Origin of the sequence: Azospirillum agricola (assembly GCF_017876095.1) — a bacterium.
GTDB classification, from domain to species: domain Bacteria; phylum Pseudomonadota; class Alphaproteobacteria; order Azospirillales; family Azospirillaceae; genus Azospirillum; species Azospirillum agricola.
In genome coordinates this window covers 1-21,743 of sequence record NZ_JAGINM010000033.1, presented here as the reverse complement: position 1 = coordinate 21,743, position 21,743 = coordinate 1, and the positions used below count along the sequence as shown (strand labels likewise).

General features: G+C 69.7%; 20 protein-coding genes, 1 tRNA gene and 1 pseudogene. 5 read left to right on the top strand and 17 right to left on the bottom strand.

Translation table 11 applies throughout. The features are described 5' to 3' along the window. Positions 1–20 precede the first annotated feature (20 nt). A complete protein-coding gene (locus J2847_RS30810) occupies positions 21–977 on the top strand; it encodes an alpha/beta hydrolase (protein WP_209782547.1) in 957 nt (318 codons plus the stop codon). Positions 978–1,035: 58 nt separating this feature from the next. Here J2847_RS30810 and J2847_RS30805 read toward each other — a convergent pair whose 3' ends face one another. Further along, positions 1,036–2,994 carry a PhoX family protein gene (locus J2847_RS30805; RefSeq protein WP_209782546.1) on the bottom strand — a complete coding sequence of 653 codons (1,959 nt, stop codon included), beginning with the start codon at positions 2,992–2,994 and terminating at the stop codon, positions 1,036–1,038. A gap of 274 nt (positions 2,995–3,268) precedes the next feature. On the opposite strand from J2847_RS30805, the gene J2847_RS30800 reads away from it, so the two are divergent. Next, positions 3,269–3,892: an FMN-binding negative transcriptional regulator gene (locus tag J2847_RS30800; RefSeq protein ID WP_209782545.1), complete on the top strand. Its 624-nt coding sequence runs from the start codon at positions 3,269–3,271 to the stop codon at positions 3,890–3,892. A 22-nt stretch (positions 3,893–3,914) separates the two neighbouring features. Here J2847_RS30800 and ubiM read toward each other — a convergent pair whose 3' ends face one another. Beyond that, positions 3,915–5,084 carry a 5-demethoxyubiquinol-8 5-hydroxylase UbiM gene (gene ubiM / locus J2847_RS30795; RefSeq protein ID WP_209782544.1) on the bottom strand — a complete coding sequence of 390 codons (1,170 nt, stop codon included), beginning with the start codon at positions 5,082–5,084 and terminating at the stop codon, positions 3,915–3,917. A 191-nt stretch (positions 5,085–5,275) separates the two neighbouring features. Next, a complete protein-coding gene (locus tag J2847_RS30790) occupies positions 5,276–5,893 on the bottom strand; it encodes a superoxide dismutase (RefSeq protein WP_209782543.1) in 618 nt (205 codons plus the stop codon). A 135-nt stretch (positions 5,894–6,028) separates the two neighbouring features. Between J2847_RS30790 and J2847_RS30785 the strand changes: the two genes are divergently transcribed. Further along, positions 6,029–6,709, top strand: a complete 681-nt coding sequence (locus J2847_RS30785) for a helix-turn-helix transcriptional regulator (RefSeq protein WP_211114890.1) — start codon at positions 6,029–6,031, stop codon at positions 6,707–6,709. A 115-nt stretch (positions 6,710–6,824) separates the two neighbouring features. Next, positions 6,825–7,685 (top strand): tellurite resistance TerB family protein, encoded by an 861-nt coding sequence (locus tag J2847_RS30780; RefSeq protein WP_209782542.1) that lies wholly within the window; start codon positions 6,825–6,827, stop codon positions 7,683–7,685. A gap of 209 nt (positions 7,686–7,894) precedes the next feature. On the opposite strand, the gene J2847_RS30775 is transcribed toward J2847_RS30780, so the two are convergent. The 6 genes from J2847_RS30775 to J2847_RS30750 all read right to left on the bottom strand — a co-directional run bounded on the left by J2847_RS30775 (position 7,895) and on the right by J2847_RS30750 (position 16,442). After that, positions 7,895–10,468, bottom strand: a complete 2,574-nt coding sequence (locus tag J2847_RS30775; RefSeq protein WP_209782541.1) for a valine--tRNA ligase — start codon at positions 10,466–10,468, stop codon at positions 7,895–7,897. 274 nt (positions 10,469–10,742) lie between these two features. Beyond that, positions 10,743–10,940: a hypothetical protein gene (locus J2847_RS30770; RefSeq protein WP_209782540.1), complete on the bottom strand. Its 198-nt coding sequence runs from the start codon at positions 10,938–10,940 to the stop codon at positions 10,743–10,745. Continuing rightward, positions 10,937–12,088, bottom strand: a complete 1,152-nt coding sequence (locus tag J2847_RS30765) for a PepSY-associated TM helix domain-containing protein (protein ID WP_209782539.1) — start codon at positions 12,086–12,088, stop codon at positions 10,937–10,939. The genes J2847_RS30770 and J2847_RS30765 overlap by 4 nt, the downstream gene beginning before the upstream one ends. 46 nt (positions 12,089–12,134) lie before the next feature. Beyond that, entirely contained in the window at positions 12,135–14,582 is a 2,448-nt protein-coding gene (locus J2847_RS30760; protein WP_325169521.1) for a TonB-dependent receptor, read from the bottom strand. A 190-nt stretch (positions 14,583–14,772) separates the two neighbouring features. Beyond that, positions 14,773–15,801 (bottom strand): FecR family protein, encoded by a 1,029-nt coding sequence (locus tag J2847_RS30755; RefSeq protein ID WP_209782538.1) that lies wholly within the window; start codon positions 15,799–15,801, stop codon positions 14,773–14,775. A 122-nt stretch (positions 15,802–15,923) separates the two neighbouring features. Continuing rightward, positions 15,924–16,442 (bottom strand): RNA polymerase sigma factor, encoded by a 519-nt coding sequence (locus J2847_RS30750; protein WP_223677508.1) that lies wholly within the window; start codon positions 16,440–16,442, stop codon positions 15,924–15,926. A 767-nt stretch (positions 16,443–17,209) separates the two neighbouring features. Between J2847_RS30750 and J2847_RS30745 the strand changes: the two genes are divergently transcribed. After that, positions 17,210–17,286: transfer RNA gene (locus tag J2847_RS30745), tRNA-Arg, on the top strand. 41 nt (positions 17,287–17,327) lie between these two features. On the opposite strand, the gene J2847_RS30740 is transcribed toward J2847_RS30745, so the two are convergent. The 8 genes and pseudogenes from J2847_RS30740 to J2847_RS30710 all read right to left on the bottom strand — a co-directional run bounded on the left by J2847_RS30740 (position 17,328) and on the right by J2847_RS30710 (position 21,587). Continuing rightward, positions 17,328–18,503, bottom strand: coding sequence for a tyrosine-type recombinase/integrase (locus tag J2847_RS30740; protein WP_209782536.1), 1,176 nt, complete (start codon positions 18,501–18,503; stop codon positions 17,328–17,330). 20 nt (positions 18,504–18,523) lie between these two features. Continuing rightward, positions 18,524–18,679: pseudogene (locus J2847_RS35005) on the bottom strand (helix-turn-helix domain-containing protein); the annotation flags it as partial. Continuing rightward, positions 18,672–18,908, bottom strand: a complete 237-nt coding sequence (locus J2847_RS30735; protein WP_209782535.1) for a hypothetical protein — start codon at positions 18,906–18,908, stop codon at positions 18,672–18,674. The gene J2847_RS30735 and the pseudogene J2847_RS35005, both read right to left, overlap by 8 nt. Before the next feature lie 175 nt (positions 18,909–19,083). Then, complete coding sequence (locus J2847_RS30730) at positions 19,084–19,395, bottom strand: hypothetical protein (protein WP_209782534.1); 312 nt, start codon at positions 19,393–19,395, stop codon at positions 19,084–19,086. Continuing rightward, positions 19,388–19,726: a hypothetical protein gene (locus J2847_RS30725; protein WP_209782533.1), complete on the bottom strand. Its 339-nt coding sequence runs from the start codon at positions 19,724–19,726 to the stop codon at positions 19,388–19,390. Before J2847_RS30725 ends, J2847_RS30730 begins: the two co-directional genes overlap by 8 nt. Then, positions 19,713–20,468, bottom strand: coding sequence for a DNA methyltransferase (locus J2847_RS34865; RefSeq protein WP_209782532.1), 756 nt, complete (start codon positions 20,466–20,468; stop codon positions 19,713–19,715). The genes J2847_RS30725 and J2847_RS34865 overlap by 14 nt, the downstream gene beginning before the upstream one ends. After that, the gene (locus J2847_RS30715; RefSeq protein ID WP_209782531.1) at positions 20,461–21,009 is read right to left on the bottom strand and encodes a hypothetical protein; all 549 of its coding nucleotides are present in this window, start codon (positions 21,007–21,009) and stop codon (positions 20,461–20,463) included. Before J2847_RS30715 ends, J2847_RS34865 begins: the two co-directional genes overlap by 8 nt. After that, positions 21,006–21,587, bottom strand: a complete 582-nt coding sequence (locus J2847_RS30710; protein ID WP_209782530.1) for a hypothetical protein — start codon at positions 21,585–21,587, stop codon at positions 21,006–21,008. Before J2847_RS30710 ends, J2847_RS30715 begins: the two co-directional genes overlap by 4 nt. Between the last annotated feature and the right edge of the window lie 156 nt (positions 21,588–21,743).

Below are 21,743 nucleotides of genomic sequence, written 5' to 3'. Positions count from 1 at the left end.
CTGGCAGGAGTGCGTTGAAAATGACGAGTGATCCCGCGCCGACGCGGCGCCGGATGATGGCGGCCACGGCGGCGGGCCTGTCCCTGGCGGGGATTCCGGCCCGCGCCGCCCCGGAAACGGGAATGGAGCCGGCGACGGAGCCGGCGGTGACGCTGTCCCGCACGGCCCAGTGGGACCGGCTGGCCGGCGGCGATCCGGCGCGGCCCTACCGCGTCTTCGTGGCCTGGCCGGAGGTGGAAGCGCCGCCCGAGGGCTTCCCGGTGTTGTATCTGCTCGACGGCAACAGCGTCTTCGGCACCGCCGTGGAGGCGATGCGGGTGACCGGGGCGCGCGGTGCCGCGATGGCGCCGACCCCCGCCGTGGTGGTCGCCATCGGCTACCCGACCGACAAGCCGTTCGATCTGGCGCGGCGGGCGCGGGACTACACGCCGCCGGCCGCCGGGGCGCCGGAGGGGACCGGGGGCGCCGACGCCTTCCTTGCCTTCATCGAGAACGAGCTGAAGCCGGAGATCGAGCGGCGCTTCCGCATCGACCGCGCCCGCCAGACGCTGTTCGGCCATTCCTATGGCGGGTTGTGCGTGCTGCACGCGCTGTTCACGCGCTCCGGCGGCTTCCAGCGCTACGTCGCCGCCAGCCCGTCGATCTGGTGGCACGGCCGGGCCGTGCTGGAGTCGGAGCGCCGCTTCATCGCCGCCCTGCCGGCCGACGCCGCGACGCGCAGCCTGCTGGTGACGGTCGGCGAGCAGGAGCTGGTTTCGCCCTCCGGCCCGGCCGCCGATCCGGCCGCCGATCCGGCCGTCGAGGAGCGGCGCCGGGCGGCCCGCATGGTCGAGAACGCCCGCGAGCTGGCCGGGCGGCTGGCCGCCCTGGCGCCGCGCGGCCCGGCCGTGGAGTTCGTGTCCTTCGCCGGGGAAACCCATGGCTCGGTCATCCCGTCGGCGGTCGGCCGCGCGGTGGGCGTGGCGATCCGGCGGTAGGGCGCTGATGGAGGCAAGGCGACTCCCCTCTCCCAGGGGAGAGGGGAGTCGCCAAGGGTCAGGCCTTCGACAGCTGCACGCTGGTGGTCTCGGCGGTCAGGTAGCCGACGGCGGCGCCGAAGCGGTCCTTGTAGTTCGCCCGGACCAGCGGATCGAGCGTCGCCTGCACCTTGCTGTGCAGCGTCTTGCCCCAATCGCCGGCGTGCTGGAAGTTGCTCATGATGTAGGTCCAGCCGTTCAGCTCGTCGACCGCGTGCAGGCCGGTCGACTCGCCGCCGGCCGGGATCGACATCAGGCGCGACAGCGCCTTGGTGTCGACGTTGTAGGCCCACAGGAAGTTGTTGACGTGGCTGCCGCTGTCCTCGCCGATGAACAGCGTGCGCAGCTTTTCCGAGAATTTCAGGTTGTCCGGGTTGCCGATCATGTCCGGGTTGGCCAGGTTGCCCAGCGCGTCGGCCGGGATGTCCTCGCCCACCAGCAGGGCCTTGGTGCGCACCGGCACCCACTCGCTGTCGATGGCCGCGCCGGTCTGGTCCTTCTGGCCGCCGGCCAGATCGTGGGCCATGATGCCGCCGGCGACCAGCGGCTTCTCCAGCGCGATGCCGCTGGCGGCGTTCCAGCCCTTGCCGCCCTTGACCATCGAATCGACGATGTTCTGGAGGGCGGAGTAGGCGACCTTGTCCTTGATGTTGACGGTGGTGCCTTCCATCTTCGTGAAGCCCATGCTGCCGCCCATCAGGTAGGCGTAGCGGTGGGTTTCCAGGAAGGCGGCCGCCTTCTCCATGCCGGGCTTCAGCTTCACCCAGTTGGCCGCGCCGTTGGAGAAGATCTTGGTGAAGGAGTCGTCCTTGGGATCCTCCTTCAGCACGGTCATGATGTCGGCGGGCTTCAGCTTGCCCGCCATCTCCTCGATCTCGGCGCTGGTGGCGTGGCCGAGCTTGATCCAGGACAGCGCGGCGCCGGCGGCGGCCGGGTCGATCGAGAAGCCCTCGCCGATCCTGGCGACGTAGAGCGTGCCCGACGACAGGTCCTTCTCACGGTCGGCGACGAACAGGAACAGGCCGCTGTTCGTCGCGTCGTCGCCCATCAGCGCCGTGCGGTTGTCCGGCATCACCTGGATCAGCTCGTGCGAGATGCGGCCCATGCAGAAGTGCTTCTTCACCGAGCCGGTGCCGTCCGGGTTGACCGTCACCTCGGGCAGGTGGCCGTAATGGTAGGGGTTGGCCTTGGTCTCGTCGCCGTAGAGGTTGGCGCTGTAGGCCTTGAACTGCTTGTTCGACTCGATGAAGGCGGCGTCCGGCTCGTACTCCTCGCTGGACAGGTGGGTGTTCCACGGCGACAGGCTGGCGCCGCAGGTGATCCACAGCCCATGGACCTTCGAGGTGTCGACGTTGTGGTACTGGACCAGCGTCAGCTTGCCGGTGGTCTGGTCCTGGTCGAGCGTCAGCACGGCGATCGGCGAGGGCAGGGTGCCGTAGGTGTCGGCGCCGGCCTGGTTGCTGGTGGTGTATTCGAACTGCACGACGGCGAAGACCGCCTTGCCCTTGATGCCGGGAACCGTCGCGTCGGGCAGCGCCAGCAGGGAGGTGCCGTCCGGCGAATCGGAGAAGACCTGACGCTCCTTGCCGGGCACCGACCGGTCGATGATCGGCTTGCCGTCGATGTCGACGTAGCCGCCGGCCAGGATGGTGCCGCCCTTGCCGTCGGACACCATGTCGCCGGTGATGAAGAAGGGTTCGTAGGCCAGCTTGAAGGTCTGCGTGCTGCCGTCGCTCAAGCTCACGGAGAGGCTGGAACCCACGGTGGTGGTCGCCATGGCGGCGGGGTTGCTCAGCGTCGGGGCGGCCATGCCGGTGAAGGAGGCGGAGGCGAAGCGCGCGCCCGCCGCCGGGGTGGCGGCGACGGCGGCGGCGCTGCCGAACCCGGCCAGCAGCGGGGAGGCGGCGAGCGGCAGCATCGGAACGCCGGCCAGCAGTTGCAGGGCCTTCCGGCGGGAGGGATTGGACAGATCGGACATTCTGGCTTTCCAGCGGTTCGGGCACGGCGCCGTCCGCGACGGATGCCGGCCATGTCGGGATGGCGGAGGGGCGGCCAACCCCCCGTGTCGGGCACCGATGGTAGAGCGTTTGCGTGACAGCTTGATGTAACCGGCCCAGCTTGATCCGCACCGTTTGCCGATCGGGAGCGGCCGGGCTGCGATTGCCGGCGCATCCTTCTCTCGCGGCGTGCCGATCCGGCTGTTTCGGGCGGGCCGGTTTTCAGGGATACTCCAACCCGTCAAGGAGGCCCGAATGCACACGCCCCCGGCGTTTCGCGAGACCGACCGGTCCGCCATCCACGAGACGATGCGCGCCGCCCGGCTCGCCAATCTGGTCACGGCCACGGCCGGGGGATTGATGTGCACGCCGCTGCCCCTGTTCCTCGACGCGGGCGAGGGGGAGTGGGGCACGCTCTACGGGCATCTGGCGAAGGCCAATCCGCAATGGAGGGAGCCGCCGGCCGGTGACGGGCTGGCGATCTTCATGGGGCCGGACGCCTACGTCACGCCGTCCTGGTACGCGGGCAAGAGCCGGGACGGCAAGGTGGTTCCGACCTGGAACTACGTGACGGTCCACGCCCACGGCCCGGTCGAGTTCTTCGAGGACGCCGACCGGCTGCTCGCCGTCGTCACGCGGCTGACCGACCGCCACGAGGGCGCGCGGCCGCAGCCCTGGGCGGTCGGCGACGCGCCGCCCGACTTCATCGCCGCGCAACTGCGCGGGATCGTCGGGGTGCGGATGCCGATCGCCCGGATCGAGGCCAAGTGGAAGATGAGCCAGAACCGCGGCGCCGAGGACCGGGCGGCCGTGAGGGCGGGGCTTTCCCAAAGCGCCGACGCGCGCGACCGCGAGGCCGCCGCCCTCGTTCCGGAGTGACGCGGAGGGCGAAGCCTCGCCGTCAGTGCTGCATCAGCATCCGGGTCACCGTGCTGCGCACCAGCGGCAGGTGCGCGGCGGCGCGCAGGGCCGCGTGGCGGGCGAGGGCCATGGGCGGGCGGTCGTTGGTGTAGAGACCGACGAGGAGGGCGGTGGCGGTGTAGAGCGGCCGCGTCGCCAGCCGGTGGGTCATCTCGTAGCGGCGGAGCAGCAGGGGCGCCGCGATGTCCCGTCCCTTCGCCGCCGCCTCGCGGACGAGGCGGGCGAGCGTCGCCTGCCCCTGGAGGCCGAAATTGAAGCCGTGCGCGGTGACGGGATGCATCCCCACCGCGGTGTCGCCGATCAGGGCCGCGCGGGTGGCGGCGAAATGGTTGGCGTAAGTGGTGACGAGCGGATAGACGCGCGGCTCCTCTACCGGGCGCATCGCTCCCAGCCGGCCGCGATAGCGCCGGGTGATCTCGGCGCCGAGCGCCTCGGGATCGAGGCCGGCGATCTGCCGCATGGCGGCGGACGGCAGCGTCAGCACCGCCGAGGACATCCGGCCGTTGAGCGGCAGCATGGCGATGGTGTGCCCATGCTCGAACCATTCGGTCGCGACGCCGCCATGCTCGCCGTCATGGGCGACGCGGCAGACCATCATCGACTGGCCGAGCCGGTTGATCGACGCCCCGATTCCGAGCCGGTCGCGGACCTCCGAGAGGCGCGAATCCGACGCGACGAGCAGCCGCGCCGTCAGGCTCCGCCCGTCCGACAGGCGGACCACGGCACGGTCCCGGTCGGTGCGGACGTCCGTCACGGTCTGGCCGGCGAGCAGCGTCAGGCCGTTCTGCCCCTCGGCCGCCTGGAACAGCGCGCGGCGGATGCGGTGGTTGGAGACGAGCTGCCCCAGCCTGTCCCCGCCGCTCCCCGTCCCGCCGAAGGTCAGGGCGAAGCGCGACGATCCGTTGAGCACCCGCGCCTCGCGCAGCGGCGCGATGTCGGCGGGGTCGAGCCGCGCCCAGGCGCCGAGGTCGCCGAGGATGCCGACCGAGCGATGGGTCAGCGCGATCTCCCGCCCGTCGGGCGCGGGATCGGCCAGCGCGTCCAGCGCCTGCCGCTCGACGACCGCCAGCCGCAGGCCGCTGCCGGCGAGCGACCGCGCGAAGGCCAAACCCGTCGGACCGCCGCCGACGACGATCACATCATAGTCCATGGCGCACCCCTTCGCAGAATCCCCGCGCGCTTTCCTCGGCGAGCGGAAGCCGCCGATCCGCGCCGCCGCCCCGCCGTGGCTGGCGGTGGAGCGGCGGCGCGAGGGTGGCACAGCCCGGCCGGGCTTTCCATGGCCGCAGGGTGCGACACACCGTCCGGCTTCGGGGTTCCCGGCCGGACGGGGCGCCGGTTTCAGGCGGCCGGTTTCCCTTCCAGGCGCGAGGCCACCGCCTCCCAGTCGACGAGCTGGTCCAGGAAGGCGGCGAGATAGTCGGGGCGCCGGTTGCGGTAGTCGACGTAATAGGCGTGCTCCCAGACGTCGCAGCCGAGCAGCGCGTGCCGGCCGTGCGCCAGCGGATTCTCGCCGTTCGGCGTGCGCATCAGGGCCAGCCGCCCGTCCGCCTCCTCGGTGAGCCAGACCCAGCCGGAGCCGAACTGGGCGACCCCCTCCTTCACGAAGCCGTCCTTGAAGGCGGCGACCGAGCCGAAGCTGTCGATCAGGCGCGTCTCCAGCGCACCGGGCACCGATCCGCCGCCGTTCGGCTTCATCCAGCTCCAGAAATGGATGTGGTTCCAATGCTGGCCGGCGTTGTTGAAGATGGCCGGCGACGCCTTGTCGGCGAAGGATTTCTGGACGAGCGCGTCGAGCGGCAGCCCGGCGAAGGCCGAACCGGGCACCAGCTCGTTGAGCTTGGCGACGTAGGCGGCGTGGTGCTTGCCGTGATGCAGCGTCATGGTTTCCAGCGACATCGCCGGCCCGAGCGCGTCCGGGGCGTAGGGCAGGTCGGGCAGAACGAACGCAGCGGTCATCGTTTCCTCCTTACCGTGAAGCCGTCCGGCCATGGACCGACCCATGAGCGGTCCGCGAACCATGCCCCATGGACTCGGGCGGGCCGAATGGCTAGATTTCCAAGTGCATTCTTGGTTTATTGGCTGCGGGAGAATATGTCAAGTTCTGACTTGGAAAATGGGGGCTGGTCGCCGCGTCCGGTGGCCGACCGGCTGCTGACCCTCCTGAAGACCCGTGGCCCGCAGACCACGGCCGACCTCGGCCGCGCGCTCGGGACGACGCCGGAAAACGCGCGCCAGCAGCTTGGCAAGCTCGCGGCGGAGGGGTTGGCGGAGGCGCGGACCCAGCCGCGCGGGGTCGGGCGGCCCGCCCAGCTCTGGCAACTGACGGAGGCCGGGCATGACCGCTTTCCGAACGCCCACGCGGAGCTGGCCGTGCAACTGCTCCAGGCCGTCCAGGCGAAGTTCGGGCCGCCGGCGCTCGATGCGCTGATCGCGGCGCGGGAGGCCGACGCCACGGCCGCCTACGAGGCCGAACTGGCCGGGCTGGCTGGGCTGGGCGACCGCGTCGCGGGGCTGGCCGCGATCCGCGACCGCGAAGGCTACATGGCGGAATGGGGGGAGGAGGCGGATGGCGCGCTGTTCCTCGTCGAGAACCACTGCCCGATCTGCGCCGCCGCCGCCGCCTGCCAGGATTTCTGCCGCGCCGAGCTGTCGGTCTTCCAGACGGTGATCGGGCAGGGCGCCCGCGTGCGGCGCATGGAGCACATCCTGGCCGGCGAGCGGCGCTGTGCCTACCGGATCGAGCCCGCTGCCGATCCGCTCCAGGACTCTTGAGGGGGAAGCCGGGTTTCAACCGCCCGAAACGTCCCCATCTCTTCTGCTCCCGGTCCTGTAGCGGGAGGGCGACCGCTCCAGGACCAGCAGGCCAGACCCAGCGGGAGAGAGAGCGATGAGCAACCTGAGCAAAGTCCTCGGCGTCATCCTGGCCAACGGGATGGCCGGCCGCACCGGCCGGGGACCGGCCTTTGCCGCCGCGATGCCCCTGCTTCTCGGCAAGAAGGGCAGGAAGGCGTTCAAGAAGGGCCATTACGGCCACGGTCTTCCGGCCGCCGCCGGCGGCATGGGGCTGTTCCAGAAGGCGGGGCTCGCCTCGCTGGCCTATCTCGCCTACCGGGCCTATCAGGACGGCCAGAAGCAGCCTGGAGCCCCCGGTTCCTACCCGTCGGCGCCCGGCCCGGCGCCCGGCCCGGCACCGGGAGCCTTCGGGACGCCTTCCGGTTCGACGGTCGGCGGGCCGCTGGGAGGCATCCTCGACCGCTTCGGCCTGGGCGGCATCCTGGGCGGCGCGCTTGGTGGTGCCTCGGGTGGTGCTTCGGGCGGATCGTCCGTGGGTGGTCTTGCCGGTGGCTTGGGCGACCGTCTGGCCGGGGTGCTGCGCGGCGGCACGCCCGAGCCCGAGCCCGACCTCGGCGACGCCAAGGCGCTTCTGCTGATCCGCGCCATGATCGCGGCGGCGAACGCCGACGGCCGCATCTCGCCCGACGAGCAGCGGCGCATCCTCGACAGCCTCGACGCGGCCCAGGCCGAACCGGAGGACCGCCGGATCGTCGAGGCCGAACTGCGCGCGCCGCGGCCGATGGACGACATCGTCCGCGAGGCCCGCGATCCGGAGACGGCCGAGCAGATCTATCTCGCCTCCGAACTGGCGGTGCGCGGCGGCAGCGAGGTCGATCGCCAGTATCTCGCCTATCTGGCCTCCCGCCTCGGCCTGTCGGACGCGCGCCGCCGCGAGCTGGATTCGATGGTCTAGCACCCAGCCGTCTTGCGCCCCGGCCTCCCGTTCCGGTCTCGACGATCCGCGAAAATGGGGAGGCCGCAATGGATCGCGGGATGCTTTCCGGCGCGGACGGCGGCGGTTCCGTGCGGCCGGCCGTGCGCGAGGTCTTCACGCTGGGATGACGGGTGGGCGTGGGGCCGTCCATGCTGGACGGCCCCGGTAGCGAAACGCCTGCCGAACGCCTACTCCTGGGCGGGAGCGGCGAATTCGAGCTGAAGCGCGAAGGCCGAATCCTGGGTGGGCACCGTCTCGCCCTCCAGGGAATCCGCCCATTCCACCAGGCTGGCGCCGACGGTGGCGGCCAGATCGCCGGTGATCGAGGCGACCAGCTCCCGCGCGCCGTCCGGCGGGGTGGCGCCGGGAGCGACGCGCAGCCAGGCCAGCGGAGTCTTCAGCGACACCTGACGGTCGCTCTTGGCCTTGCGGACGGCGGCCAGGATGCCGACGCAGGCCTCGCCGGCCAGTTCGGCCGACGCCGAGGCGAACTGGTCGTCCGCCTTCGGCCAGTTGCCCCGGTTGTGGATCGACGGCGACCGGCCGGGGAACAGGCCCTGGTAGAGCGTCTCGGTCATGTAGGGCAGGGTCGGCGCGAACAGCCGCAGCATCGTCTCCAGGCAATGCCACAGCGTGTACTGGGCCGAGCGGTGCTCGGCCTCGTTGCCCACGTCGGAATAGGCGCGGCCCTTCGACAGTTCCAGGTAGTTGTCGCAGAAGTCGTTCCAGAAGAAGCGCTCGATCAGATGCAGGGCATCGGCGTATTCGTACTTCTCGAACAGCTCGCCCGCCCCCCGGACGACTTCGGACAGCTTGGTCAGGATCCATTGGTCGACCGGGCAGACGATGATGCCCTTGGCCACGTCCTCCTTGGGGGTGGACGGGGCGCCGTCGAAGTCCTTCAGCTGCATCGAGACGAAGCGGGTGGCGTTCCACAGCTTGGTGGTCAGCCGCTTGCCGACCTTCAGCACGTCCTCCGACAGGGCGGTGTCGAGGCCGAGGCGCGAGGTCGCCGTCCAGTAGCGCACCACGTCGGCGCCGTAGCGCTCCAGCAGGCTGTCGGGGGTGACGACGTTGCCCTTGGACTTGGACATCTTCGAGCGGTCCTGGGCGAGGCACCAGCCGCTGATGGTGATGTCCTTCCAGGGCGCCTTGCCCTCGTGCAGGTACGATTTGACGATGGTGTAGAAGGCCCAGGTGCGGATGATCTCATGGGCCTGCGGGCGCATGGTCGCCGGGAACAGCTTGTCGTGCCGCTCGCTGTCGACCTCGAAGCCGGGGGCCACCGCGCGGCTGTTGAGCTGGGGCGACACCGAGCTGGTGGCCCAGGTGTCCATCACGTCGGGATCGGGCTCGACCTCGTCGGCGGTGTAGCCGCGCGGCAGGTCGGTCAGCGGATTGACCGGCAGGTCCGCCACGTCGGCGAACAGCACCTTGCCCTCCTCGCCCGGCCGCTTGGAGTACCAGAAGGGGAAGGGCACGCCGAAGTAGCGCTGGCGCGAGATGCACCAGTCCCACTTCAGGTTCTCGACCCAGCGGTCGTAGCGCACCTGCATGTAGGGCGGGTACCAGGCGATCTCGCTGCCGATCTTGAGCAGGTCGTCCTTCTTGTCCAGCACGCGCACGAACCACTGCGGCGTCACCAGGATTTCCAGCGGCGCGCCGGAGCGCTCGGCCGACGGCACCATGCGGTTGACCGCCGTGCTGCCGCGCACCAGATCGCGGGCGGTCAGCAGCTCGATGGTCTTGGCGCGGGCCGCGTTGACCTTGAGGCCGGTCAGCTCGGCGGCCGCCGCCTGGGCGGAATCCTGGTCCAGCGACGGCCAGTCGGCGCTGGCGCCGATGCGCTCCAGCCCGGTGAGGCGGCCGTTCTTGTCGAGGATGACGCGGGTCGGCAGCTTGTGCTCGCGCCACCACTCGATGTCGGTGGTGTCGCCGAAGGTGCAGCACATGACGATGCCGGTGCCCTTTTCCGGGTCGGCGCGCTCGTCGGCGAGGATCGGCACCGGAACCTGGAACAGCGGCGAGATCGCGTTGCGGCCCAGCAGCCCGGCCGCCTTCGGGTGGTCGGGATGGATGAACAGGGCGCAGCAGGCGCCGAGCAGCTCCGGACGGGTGGTGGCGATCACCACCTCGCCGCCGCCCTCCAGCCCGAAGGCCAGCTCCCACATCGAGCTGGCGACCTCCTTGTCGACCACCTCGGCCTGGGCCAGGGCGGTGCGGTCCACGGGGTCCCACAGGGTCGGCTGCCAAGTGCGGTACAGGTGGCCCTTCTTGAACAGGTCCAGCGCCGACATCTGCGACAGCTTCATGCTGGTCGGGCTGATGGTCTGGTATTCCTGCGCCCAGTCGACGCTGAGGCCGATGGAGCGGAACAGCTTGCGGAAGTCCTCCTCGGACTGCTGCACCACCTCGTGGCAGATGGCGACGAATTCCTCGCGCGACATGTCGGTGGCGCGGATCTTGCGGGTCGCCTCGACCAGACGCTCGGTCGGCAGGCCGTTGTCGTCGAAGCCGATGGGGTAGAACACGTTGCGGCCGGCCATCCGCATGTAGCGGGCGGTGAGGTCGGTCTGCGTGTAGCTGTAGATGTGCCCCATGTGCAGATAGCCGGACACGGTGGGCGGCGGGGTGTCGATGATGTACGACTCGCTCTTGGGCGCGGTGGCGTCCCAGGCGTACGTGTTCAGGCGCTTCCAGGATTCCTGGCAGTCCGCCTCGGCAACCTTGAAGTCGTACTTGTCAGCAAGTGTCCCACTCATTCCCATGCGCTCGATTTTGTTTGGCGGTTAAGACTGGCGCGGCGTTTCACGTTCCGAACGGCAAGGCCCCGACCCCATCCATCCATCCACCGGCCGGGTGGACACCGGCCGGGTGGACAATGGTTCGGAAACGCGGGCTCGCCGCCGAGCGCCGACATCCGGGGGCGCCGAAGGATACGATAAGGGCCGAGAAATTCAAATATTATCGCCAACCGCCGGTCGGCGCGCCCGCCGGGTGCTTCGGCCCGCACCGAAGCGTGAGGCGCGGCGGCCCTCAACTCCGCCGGCAGCGCAGCGCCCAGCCGATCACCAGCAGCGGCACCAGCAGGGCGGCCCAGGACACGGCGTCGTACAGCCCGTCGTCGAGCAGCGCCGCGACCAGACCGACGATGGTGGCGAGCGCGATGAGGAGGGGAACCCCGAAGATGGCGCGCGGGGGCAGCGGGGCGGGCGGGGGAGCGGCGCGCTTCATTCGGCCGCTCCCGGCGCCGGAACGCGGTCGCCGCCGACCTCGCGCAGCCGCGCCTCGACGGAGGTCCGCCGCCGAACGACCCACAGATAGAGCCCGCTGCCCAGGATCACGATGGCCGCGACGTCCAGCGCCGCCCACAGGATCTTCAGCGGCAGCCCGCCGTAATCGCCGAAATGCAGCGGCTGCGACAGCCGCAGCGCCAGCATGTACCAGGGCATGGAGCGCATGGCGGTGAGGGCTCCGGTCTCGGCGTCGACCAGGGCGGGGGTGAGGATGCGGTTGGTCGCCGGGGTCGCCCCCTTCAGCCACACCGCGTAATGGTGGTTGCTGGAGAAGCGCACGCCGGGAAAGGCGACGAACTGCGGCCGGGTGCCGGGCGCCGCCTCCATCGCCGTGCGCACCGCCGCGTCGAGCGAGACGAAGCGCTCGGGCACCGGCTTGTCCTTGTAGGGCGCGACCATCGCGGCGAGCTGGTCGGACCGCCAATAGGCGACCAGCGGCACCGACAGCGTGTTGATGACGCCGGTCAGCCCGACGACCGACACCCACATCAGGGTGACGATCCCCAGCAGATTGTGCAGGTCGAGCCATTTCAGCCGGGCGCTGCGCGTCGTCCGCACCGTGCCGAAGCGCAGCTTGCGCATGAAGGGGGCGTAGACCACCACCCCCGACAGGGTGGCGACGAACAGCAGGAAGCCCATGAAACCCAGGAACAGCTCGCCCGGCAGCCCGGCGAACAGGTCGACGTGCAGGCGCAGCATGATGTGCATGAAGCCGCTTTCGTCGTTCAGCTCGCCGACGATGCGCGTCGTGCGCAGGTCGATGGCGGAGATGTGCATCTCCTTGCGCGACGCGCCGGCGGACGGCCCGGTGGTGACGTTCACCACCGGCCGGTCCTCGTCGAAGCTGAGGAACAGGCCGCGCTCGCCGGGATAGGCGGCCAGCGCCGCCGCCACCGCGTCGTCCAGCGTCCTCAGCCCCGTGCCGGGCGGCACCGGCGGAAGCGAATTGTCCTCGGTGAGCTGGTCGATCTCGTCATGGAAGATCAGCGGCAGTCCGGTCAGGCACAGCAGCAGCATGAAGAGCGTGCAGATCAGGCTCGTCCATTTGTGGACGAGGTACCACGCCTTGATGGTCCGGTTGGTCATGGCAGGCCCTTCATGCTGGCTGGAGGCTGGCGCCGGGTGCCGCCGGTCAGAAATCGACCGACATCGACAGCTTGGCGGTCAGCGGGTTGCCCTGGGTCAGGTAGCCGCCGTTGGCGGACGCCCAATAGGCCTTGTCGGCGACGTTCTCCACCGCCGCGCGGAAGGTCACCGGCCGGTTCTGGATGTCCGTGGTCATCCGCGCGCCCAGGTCGAAGCGGGTCCAGCTCGGGATCTTCAAGGTGTTGGCGACGTTCACATACTGCGCCCCGGTGTGGATCATCCGGCCGGTCAGCGTCACCTTCGGCAGCGAGGCCGGCAGGAAGGGCAGGTCCCATTCGACGTTGGCGTTGAACTGTTGGCGCGGCGCGCCGACCGCGTCGTTGCCCTCGGTCGCGGCGTTCCCGGTGTTGGTCAGTTCCGGATCGATGAATGTGGCGCCGCCGATCAGGCGCAGGCCGTCCACCGGCTCGCCGTACAGCATCAGCTCGACGCCGCGGTTCTTCTGCTTGCCGGACACGCCGTAGATGCGGGTGACCGGGTCGGTGACGCCGCTCGGCTGCGAGGTCTGGAACAGGGCCAGCGAGGCGCTGAAGCGGCCGAAGTCGAGCTTGCCGCCGACCTCGTACTGCACCGACTTGTAGGGCTCGAAGATCTCGCCCGAATTGACGGAGGTGGTCGGCGCGGTCGGGCCCTGGGCCAGCCCCTCGATGCGGTTGGCGTAGAGCGACAGCTCCTTCAGCGGCTTCACCACCAGCCCGACCACCGGGGTCAGGGCGGATTCGTCGTAGTTGGTGGTCCGCAGGCCGCTGGCGCGGTTGTAGCCCTTGACGTGCAGGTTCTGCTGGCGCAGGCCGACGGTCAGCGACACCCGGTCGTCGAGGATCGACAGCGTGTCCGAGGCGTAGAAGCTCTTCAGGTCGGTCTCGCTGACCTTCGGCGGCTCGCCGGTCATGCCGGCGGCCGAGGTCGTGCGCGGCCGGGCGACGATGATCGGGGTGTACAGGTTCGTCGGGGCGCTGGCGCCGAACTCGAAGCCGTTGTGGTTGGCGGTGCGCATCAGAGAGGCGCCGACGTCGAGGCGGTGCAGAACCGGGCCGGTGCTCTGCTCGGCGCGCAGGCCGATCTGGCCGCTCGACGCGAAATCCTGGCGCGGCACGGTCAGGCGGTTCGACGTGCCGTTGCCGTTCGCGCTGGTGACGGTGGGCGAGGCGTAGTCGCCGTCCTCCCGCGTGTGGCGCAGGCCGAGCGCGCCATGGACGGTGACGTTGGGCAGGATGTCGTATTCGGCGCGGAGCTGGCCGAAGGTGTCGCGCATGTCCGAATAGGTCCAGGGCTGCGCGTAGTTCCGCGAGGCCGAGGGCGCCGCGGGCACGGCGCTGCTGTTGAGATGGACCACCGGGCGGCCGTTTTCGACCCGCTGGCGCTGCGAGGCGAGGTCGAGCGTCACCCGCGCCCGTTCGCCGCGATAGTCCAGCGCCAGCGTGCCGAGCAGCAGCGAGCGCTTCTCGCCGTCCACGGCGGTCTCGCCGTCGCGGGCCACCAGATTGGCGCGCGCGCCGAACATCCCGCCGTCACCGAAGCGGCGGCCGACATCCACCGCGCCGCCGAAGCGGCTGTCCATCGCGTAGTTGGCGGTCAGCCGGGTCAGCGGCTCGTCGTCGGCCCGCTTGGGCACCAGGTTGATGCCGCCGCCGATGCCGGTCCCGCTGGGGGCGGCGCCGTTCAGGAACGCGTTGGCGCCCTTCAGCAGCTCCACCCGTTCGTACATGTCGGCGGCGGAGACCTGGCGCGGGGCGATGCCGTAGAGCCCGTCGACGGCGATGTCCTCGCCGTAGAGCGGGAAGCCGCGGATGACGAAGGCTTCGGAGAAATTGCCGTAGCCGAGGCTGGCGCGTACCGCCGGGTCGTTGGCGAGCACCTCGGCGACGGTCTCGGCCTGCTGGTTGCGGACGGTCTCGGCGGTGTAGGCGGTGACGCTGAAGGGCACGTCCATCACGTCGCGGTTGCCGAGCGCGCCGAGCCGCCCGCCGCGCGCCACCTGCCCGCCGGCGTAGGCCTGGGGCAGCACGCTGGGGCCGGTGGCGGTGGCCGCCCCGGCGACCTGGACGGGATCGAGCTGGACGGCGCCCTGCGCCGCGACGCGCTCGACCGTCACCGTCTCGTCGTTCAGGAAGCGGGCGACGAGCCCGGTGCCCGACAGCAGCCGGTTCAGCCCGTCGCGCGCCGAGAGCCGGCCGCTGACGCCGGGGGAGGAGACGCCGCGCGTCACCTCGCCGGGGGTGAGGACCTGGATGCGGGTCGCGGCCGAGAAGGCGGCGAGCGCGCCGTCCACCGATTGCGGGGCGATGGCGAAGGCGACGGTTCCCGTCTGGGCCTGTGCCTGCGCCATGGCGGCCGGAACGCCCTGGACCAGGAGGCCCGGCGCGATCAGCACCGAACTGGCCAGCAGCCGGCCCAGCCAGGGAGCCCGCCGGCCCGTCTTCGAAACACGCACACCCGCACCCGCGCCAACTGCCGCCATCGCTCGCCTCTGCCGAAAGGAACACAGGGCCGACGCGGCCGATCGCGACTGCGTCTCATTTGCCCTTTTTCCAACAAGACGACGGTCGCGGCGAAAACCCCGGGAAGTTTTTTGCGGTGGGCCGATTCTTTCTGGATGAGCGGTTGGAAGGGGGGCGGAAGCCTCAGCGAAGCAGGGTCAGGTAGGGGGTGATGCGGGTGGCGCGGACGCCGATGCCACGCTCCAGCGCGTCGAACACCGCCGCCGGGCGGTCGAGGGAGAAGACGCCCGACACGACGCGGTCGGCGGCCTCGTCGTTCAGCAGCACGACCCGGCCGGGCCATTGCCGGTTCAGGGCGTCGATGACCGAGGCGAGCGGCTGCTGCCGGAACACCACCTGCCCGTTGCGCCACGCGAAGGCGACGCCGGGGTCGGCGACGACCGGCGCCGACAGCCCGCCGGCCCCGGTTTCGACGCTCTGGCCGGGGTGGACGCGGACGGTGTCCTCCCAGCTGAAGCCGCCGTCGCCGCCCAGCGCCGCGACCTCGACCAGCCCCTCGCCGACGGTGACGGTGACGCGCCCGCCGTCGCGGCGGACGCTGAACTGGGTGCCGAGCACGCGGGCGGCGCCGGTTCCGGCATCGACGACGAAGGGGTGTTCCGGGTCGCGCGTGACCTGGAACCACGCCTCGCCGCGCAGCAGCCGCACCCGCCGCTCGCCGCCCTGGAAGTCCAGCGCGATGGCGCTGTCGGTGTTCAGGTCGGCGGTGGAGCCGTCGGGGAGCCGGACCGCGCGATGCTCGCCGACCGCCGTGGCGTGGTCGGCGACGAGATTCTGGTAGGTCTCCGGTCCGCGCCACAGGCCCCAGCCGCCGACGGCGAGCAGCAGCGCCAGCGCCGCCGGGGCGAAACGGCGGGTCCGGAAGGGTCGGAACCCGAAGGGCGGTCGCGCCCCGGCGGGCGCCGGGATGCCGTGCGCGGCGCGATGGGCGGCGCTCGCAGGGACCTTCAGCGCGTCCAGCAGGTCGCGCACCTCGGCCCAGGCGCGGGCCTGCGCCGGGCCGCGCTCCAGCCATGCGGTGAAGGCGGTGCGCTCCGCCGCCGTGAGGTCGTCGGCCTGGAGACGGAAGAACCATGCGTTCGCCTCGGCGAACAGCGCGTCCTCGTCCTGATCCTGGTCCCGATCCTGCCGCTGTCTGTCCGTGTCGCTCATCGCCTGTTCCGCGCAAGCGCGTGTCCGCGCCCCTTCCGGTTTCTTTCCTTATCAAGACGATCGGGACAGGAAAATCCCTGAGATAATTCCACCTCCGGAAAGCCGGTCTTCCGGGCCGGGGGCTACCGGGGCCGGGGAGGGCGCCCCTTCATGTGGCTCCGGCACTGCTCCAGCGCTTGGCGCAGGTGATACTCCACGGTGCGCGGCGAGATCTCCAGCCGCTCGGCGATCGCCCGGTAGGACAGCCCCTCCGCGTGGTAGAGCAGGAAGACGGCGCGGGTCTTGGGCGACAGCCCGTCGACGGCGCCGCGCAGGCGGGCCATGGTTTCGTTGCGTTCGACGACCGCGTCGGCGCCGGGGGCGGGGGAGGGGATGTCTTCGCCGGGCGCGCCGCCGTCGCGCCGCCGCCGCCGCCGCAGGACCCGGCAATGATCCAGCGCGATGCGGTCGGCGACCGTGAACAGCAGCCCGGCCGGGTTCTCGACCGCCTCGCCGTCGGGCATCCGGGCCAGACGGAGGAAGGCGTCCTGCGCCAGATCGCCCGCCACCTGGGGATCGCCGGTGCGGCGCGCGATGACCCGCTCCACATGCGTGCGGTGGCTGGTGAACAGCCCGGCGATCTTGTGCGCCCAGCTTGTCACGGACAGGGGCCGGGGCTGAAGGCGGCAGGGGAAGGGGCGTCGGTCACGGGACGGTCGGACGGTTGCGGGGAATGGGGCGGGAACAGACTGATGAGGCAAGAAGCGGGACCGGGGGCGGATGGGCGCCGAGGTCCCGGCCGACCGATATAGCGGCAATTTCCGCGCAATGCGAATCGTTCTTAGCGCGGGTGTGTGGATCGGCCGGCGGCGGGCCGCCATCCGGCCCGTCCTGTTCCGGCCCGTCCTGTTCCGGTCTGTCCCGGTTCGAGCGGTTGGCCGTGCTGCCACTGGCGATCGTCGCCGTGACGGTTGCCGGCGTGCTGGGCGCGCTGGTCCTGCGTCTGCGCTGGGGGAACTGGCGGCGGCCCTGTCCTCCGCTGAGACTCTGTTCGCCCTGCGCCTGTCGCTGCTGACCTCGGTGGGGCCCTGGCGATCCTGCTGGCCGCACGCGCGCTGGGCTGGCGCAAAGACGGGTATAAGTCTTTATTTTCCATAATATATCTTATGTGCCTTTAATTGTGAGCGGGGGTGGATTCTATCCTGAAGTGCAACTCTTGTTTTAGAACAGGCTGTTAAGGCTTGATGAGCGGTCATGGGCCAGGGCTATCCACAGATCAGTTTTGCGGAGCGTCGACGGATCCAGGATTGTGGGATGCACAGGTTCCGGTCACAGCGATCGCCGAGGAGTTGGGGCGGCTTGCAAAATCGGTAAGAAGGGCTGTTGCGTTACTGGTTGGCTTGCGCTAAGGTCCGCCTCCGCAAGCAACGGACCCGTAGCTCAGCTGGATAGAGCGCTGCCCTCCGAAGGCAGAGGTCATGAGTTCGAATCTCGTCGGGTCCGCCATCGCTTGCTTATGATATTCAAGGGCTTAGCTGTTGCCGCAGCTAGGCCCTTATCGTTTTCATCCCCGCCTTCATCCCCGCATCACCCTTTCCTCTCCGGGATGTTGCCGCCTCGGCCATGAACTCGGGAGCGTGGTGCCCGTAGACCTGCTGAACGGTCTGGGGCGACATGCCGACGAATCCGCCAACCTGCCAGACGTCGAGCCCATCTTGTAGAAGCCACGTCACGCAGGTGTGACGCAGGGTGTGCGGATGGACCTCCTGCATGCCGGCGGCGATGGCGGCGTTCCGGAAGCTGATCTTCACATCCCGAATCGGCTGCCCGTCGCATTCGATCACGAATTGCCGGGTGGCCTTCCGGGCGACCTTGAGCCACGGCAGCAGCCGCGCCGCAATCGGGACGCGCGCCCGGCGCTTCTTGGTCTGCGCCCGGCCGATCGGGTTGAAGTCGATGAACCCGCGATCGAGGTCCACATACCCGCCCTCGGTGTTGGGTTGCCATTGCAGGCCGAGGATCGCCTCCTTGCGCGCGCCCTGGTACAGCCCGATCAAGATGAACAGCGGCAGATGCAGGTTGTAACTCAACCTCCCCTCCCCGTCCTTCCACCGCTGCCGGCGACGCCATGCCGTCAGCAGCAGCTTTGCGGCCTGGGCGCGGTTGAGGAACGGCTGCTCGTCCTTTGGGACCGGGGGCAGAACGACGATGCCTCCCTGGGTCAGCCGACCCTCGGTGACGCACCACGTCATCGCTGCGGCCAGAGTGCCCAGCTCGCGTCGAATCGTTGCCGGCGCCCGGCCGCTTTCCAGCGCGTAGCGCCGGCAAGCCCCAGCCGTGACGCCGTCCACCATCACGCCATCCCACCACGGAATGAGGTTGCGGATCGCATACCGAATCCTCTCCGGCGCCGCCGCATGCGGGGCGTGGTGTTGCAGGTAGAACCCGAGCATGTCCGTCACGGTGAGTTCGTGCGGAGCGGCAGGACCGCAGCGCTGCGACTCTTCGGCGGCGGCTGGTCGGTTGCGCTCGCCGATGAAGGCCGCGAGGGCTTGCTGGGCGTCTCGCACATTGCCAGTACCCGTTGAGCGCTCGCGCTTAGAGCCGGCTTCGTACCAGCGGATGTAGTAGAGGTATTCGGCGAATCCCCGCTTCGGGGTTGCGCCATATCGGTTGTCGGGGCCGAAGAGAACGAGCTTCGGCCCGGTGTTGGCTTTTGCCATGGATCACCCTTTGTCATGTACAGCTCCAGGTCGGTTCGGGTGACCATGAGCGTGCGGCCGAATCGCTTTGCGGGCAAGTCACCGCGTTCGATCGCGGCGCGGACGGTGGCGGGCTTGACGGCGGTTGGGTGGATCGCCCTGGCGGCCTCGGGGATGGTCAGGAGGTCTTCAGCCATTCGCCCTCCCCTTCCCTCTCCTGCGCCCCCACCCTTCCGCCAGGGCGGCGGCCAGCCGTGGCTTGGTGTGCCCCATGACCTCGGCCTCCAGTTTGTCCAGCATGACGTCGCGGATGGCGCGGGCTTCGCGCAGGTCGGCGTGGAGACCATCCAACTCGCGCAGTTTGCTCTGGATAGCCTGCGTCAAGGTGGCGATTCGCTCATCAAGTTCGAGCAGCATCAAGCCCATTCACCCCTCCCCCTTCGCCGCCGCCGCCGGAGCGCCAACCTCTTCGGCCGGCATCCCGCATTTCGGGCAGTGCAGTTGATCGTCCTCCCACGGTGCCGGTAGGCCGCCAGCGTCTTCGGATGATCCGGTCCAGCCGCAGGCGGTGCAGGCTGCCGGGTAGTAGCCGCGCGCGGGCTCACCCATGTGATCCTCCCTGCCGCATGGCCCACGCCACGTAGGCATCTTCCAGATTGGTCAGGAACTCGACCGACACGCCGAGCGCCTTTGCCATCGGAGCGGCCATCTCGCCCATGCGCAGGCCGGGATCATCCACCGTCAGTAGGAAGTCCACGGCGAGCATGTCGATGGAGCGCTGACGAACCGACTGGATTGGGTGCATGCGGATGACGAACTCCTGGACGGACCATCCGCGCGCCTCAAGTTCGCTGCGGATGAAGTGCCCGACCGGCCACGCCCTTGCCGGCTGCACGCGCGCGGGGTCAGCCATGGCCGGTCTCCGTGCTGCGCGCCCTGATGGCGTCGGCGATGTCCTTGGCCTCCTGCTGGCGCCCCTGGCAGAACTTGACCGCAAGCGCTGGAATGCGGGCCAGCGGAGCGTTCTTGATGGCCGTCGTCGCTTGGTCGTAGGCGTCATCCGCCACCTTGGCGCACGCCTCCCGCTCGTCCGCCCTGGCCGCGTCGGAGGCGGAGCGGATCGCGGCGGCGATGGCGTCTTGGCAAAGCTGCTGCGCCTTTCTGGCTGCCGTCAGCAGGATGAACGAGCGGATGATGCGGGCCGCCCGCTCCTCGGGCGTTGGGTGCGTCTCAGGCTGCTGCATGGCTGTCTCCGAAAAGGTCGGGGGCTTTGGCCTTGGCTGTGGGCTCAGCGAAAAGGCTCGGCGACGCGACGTGCGCCTCCCACTCCGCGCGGATCGATCGGACGGCGGTCTCGAAGTGTTCTCGGTCGGTCTCGCAGCCGACGTACCGCATGCCGAGCCTGATGGCGGCCTTGCCGATGGAGGCCGATCCCATGAACGGATCCGCTATCAGGCTCCCCGGCTGCAGTTTGGCGCGACGGATGACGAACTCATGCAGGGCTACCGGCTTCTGGTGCGGGTGGAGCTTCCCGCCGCTTCGGGCGATGTTCTCTTCGCCGGCCCTGATGAGCCCCTTCCAGAGCTGGCGGTGGATGCGGGCGACGCCGGGCAGGTTGGTCCAGGCCATCTCACAATCGGCGTTGTCGTCAGGCGCCACGCCGCAGCGCTTGTCCCAGACGATCCAGCCGGCAGCGTCGGGCAGGCGGCTGCAGAAGTGGTTGCCACCCCAGAGGACGACCTTCGGGTAGCTCAGCCACGGCGACGGGTCGAACGGCTCCTTGTCGCCGTCGATCTTCCGAAAGCCGCGCCCCTTGGTCACGATGCCCTTGAGCGATTGACCGCCGCGTCCACGACCCTCGGTATTGCTGTCCACACCGTATGGCGGATCGGACATCAGCAGATCGGCGTCGGCAAAAGCGTCCATCACTGACCGACAATCGGCATGGATCAGGAGGCAAGGGCCGATCTGGACGCGCTCACCCACGCCCGCCTCCCTCGCTGTCCGCCGTGGCGCCCGTGGAGAGGGCGGCGCGGACGTGTGCTTCACCAGCCCGACTGTGGGCTGCCAATGCCGCCATCCCGACCCGCTTCCCGCCCTCGTAGAGCTGTCCGCCGGTCAAGAGGCTCGTCAGGGCCGCGAAACCGGCGGCGCTCTTCTCCAGCGCCTCCCGCATGGCCTGCCGGTCCTTCTCGGAGGCGGCAAGGGCGGCTTCGGCCTGGGTCGCGCGGGCATCACAAGCTCGGAAGCCCTGTTCCGTGGTCTGCAACATGTCCCGCAACTCATCGATTTTCGCCCGGTCTTGCGTCGCCTTGATCCGCAGGCCGGTCGCGGCGAGGTTCGCGTCTTCCTTGGCTTTGTGGAGGCGCGCGATCTCCGCCGCCTGCGCCCGACCGGCCCGCGCGACCCGTCGTAGGGTGCCTGACAGCCAAGGGGATACCAGGCCTTCGGACGCAAATTCCTCCAGCGTGGCCAAGTCAGCGGCGACGCTCTCCGGGGTGTCGGCCTGCGCCGGGGTGGTGGTCATACTCCGCACATCCCTTCGCATTCGTTGATGAACATGTTGATCTGGCCGAGGTCTTCGGCCGTGCGCAGGTCCACCTCGGGAAGCGGGCGCAAAGAGCGGTGCAGGTAGATGCTGCCGCGGTTGCCAGCGAACCCGGCCCGGATCGCCTCATCGAACGCGACGGCATCCGCCCAACTCGCTGGGTCGTTGTCTCGCATCTCGCGCCATGCAGCGTTGCTGTGGTACGGGCAGCCGATGCAGGCGCTTTTCGCCAGGACACGTCCGGGGTAGCGCTTCTCGAACCAACTGATGCAGTCCCACCTGGACATCCGCATTTCAATCAGCGGCCAGCGGTGTTCACACCATGCGTCCCGGCTGGGCTTCATCCGGGCCGCTTCGTCGGTGCTGATGCCGATCCACTGCTCAACATGGGCGCCAGCGGGGACGCGCCCCCGAGGCTTCACGCCCAGCAGTTCCCGAACCTTCTGGCGGATCGGTTCAATCTTGTAGTCCATGGTGCATTGGCGGGTCAGCGGAGCCGCTCTTCCGTCAGAACCCTTGGTGAAGGCCGGAATGGTGGAACGCTTGCCTTTTAGCATCTCGCCTCTGGCGTTGCGCAGGCAGTCGTCACGCAGGCTGGAACGAGATACGCGGTGCACCGGTGTGCATCGGCTTGCAACACTGGGCCAGTTTCAGGGGTGATCGGCGTCCAATAACCAGCCACCTCTGATCTGGCAGACTACCACCCTGGGTTT